1 protein-coding gene and 2 pseudogenes are annotated in these 1799 nt (G+C 55.8%); all 3 read right to left on the bottom strand.

The window, feature by feature from the left end:
• Positions 1–311 (bottom strand): annotated as a pseudogene (locus N5O98_RS27110) (fimbrillin family protein); the annotation flags it as partial.
• Between the two features lie 34 nt (positions 312–345).
• On the bottom strand, positions 346–1233 hold the full coding sequence (locus N5O98_RS27115; protein WP_117808979.1) for a fimbrillin family protein: 888 nt from the start codon (positions 1231–1233) through the stop codon (positions 346–348).
• A gap of 20 nt (positions 1234–1253) precedes the next feature.
• A pseudogene (locus N5O98_RS27120) lies at positions 1254–1799 on the bottom strand (FimB/Mfa2 family fimbrial subunit); the annotation flags it as partial.

The following is a 1799-nucleotide window of genomic DNA, read 5'->3' on the forward strand; positions in this document are numbered from 1 at the left end:
CAGTAGTACGGGTCGTTCTCGCGTGAAAGCGTGGCACTCTTGAAATCGGTAGAAGCCGTTACGGTGTATTCCTTTACCGCATCGCCCATCTTGAGTGCCACGGAAGTGACGCCCTGCCAATCGCCGTCCACAGCGGCACGAGTGGAAGGGGCTGCCAGCGGCGTTGCTTCTACGGACAGTCCGGTGGCACGGATGACTACGGGGTATTCTCCTTCGGGCAGACGGTTATCGTCGGCAAGTTCGTCCTGCGTGCAGGCGGCAAGGCCGAGCAGCAGGGCGATGGCTGCGGGGATAAATAATCTATGGCTCATAATTCTTCATTCTAATCGATTAATTATTAAAATCCTACAGGTCAGCACCCACATCTCCACCGTCTATATCGTTCCACTTTGCAATGGTGGCTTCGCTGACTTCAAGGACTTTGTTGCGTACCTTGACGGTATAGGTATAGTTGTTGCCCGCCAGCAGTGCGCCTTCGGGCATGTTGAGTGTGGCATGATATTCCTGACCTTTGTAATTCACAACCAACGGCAGTGATGCAACTGTCTGCGGGAAGAGGATGATCGATGACGTGAGATTGCCGTCTGCCAGATTCATGGTCAGTTCTCCGGTCTGTGCCCCGTTGTCTGCGGTGGCAATACCGTCGGCCGTGTTGAACGTACCGGTGAGTAACAATCCGGCCAGCGTGTAACGTTCAGGCTTGACCACGCTGAAATCCACGCCGTCGCCCGCCTCGAAGGTAAGGGTTATCTGGCTCATGCGGTGGTGGAAGGAGTTGTCTTCACCGCCTTTGGCGGTTTTGTCGGTGAAGCTTACTACCGGGTTGTTTTTGTCTCCCGTGGCTCCTGAAGCAAAGAGAAAGTCGATGGCAGGCTGGTTCTGCTGCGCCGTGGCATCGGTCGTGGCTGTGAGGATGCCTCCCGCCGCGTTGTACGGATAGTAGGCGCGGAAAGTATGGGTCTTTGTATCTTCGATATAGATAACCTTTCCTTCTGCCTCAAATTTCCCGTTTTTCAGGATGAAAGGCACGTTGCCGTACTGGGAATCGTTGCCGATGTCGGTGATGCCGATACGGTCGCCGTTGTCCCAGGTGGTTCCGCTGGCGCGGGTGGCGGGGGCGATGTCGGCGGTAAACCGGGCGGCCACGGGGTCACCGTTCAGGTTCTCGTTGTCGTTGTTGCAGGCTGCCAGTGCGAGGACGAGCGTCGCAAGTGCAAAAAATCTTGTCTTCATTATATCTGTCATTATATTAGTTACAAATCGGCATTTACATCATCACCTTTCACTTCTTCCCAGCCGTTGATTTCGGCTCCGTCCACTTCCATGCCTTCGGGAGTCTCAACCAGCGTTCCGCCGAGGGTCAGCGATGCGCCCTTTCCGGTATTGAACTCCTTGAGGGCTTCCGTGAGGTCGCTTTTCAGCATCGTGGGGGTCGGGTTGCCGTCCGCATAGCGGATTTCACCCGTCAGCAGTTGTTCCGTGCCGGTCACACCCAACAGCCGCACCGTGGCTTTCCACTTGCCGGCATCGTCACCTTCGGTAATCTTGGTGAAGGGCAGCACGACGTTCGAAGCGGCTCCGTAGGTATCGGTAGCGAAGTCGAGTGTTCGGGCTGCACCCGTCAGATGGGCAACAATCTCCGTGATGCGTCCGGCGGCATCACCAGTAGGTTCGACGACAAGCGTCAGTTCGCGTACCTGCTGCTTCATTGCGGCGGTCAGCGGATAGTCCTTGTCTTTCTCGATGGTCACCTGTTCCGTATAGGTGAAGAACCATCCCGGGGCATTGTTCACAAAGGT

This window comes from Bacteroides sp. LFL-34 (assembly GCF_027257075.1).
GTDB lineage: Bacteria > Bacteroidota > Bacteroidia > Bacteroidales > Bacteroidaceae > Bacteroides > Bacteroides ovatus.

Excerpts from the sequence above, each read along its gene's own strand:
- N5O98_RS27115 (WP_117808979.1), bottom strand. The coding sequence starts at position 1,233 with ATGAAGACAAGATTTTTTGCACTTGCGACGCTCGTCCTCGCACTGGCA.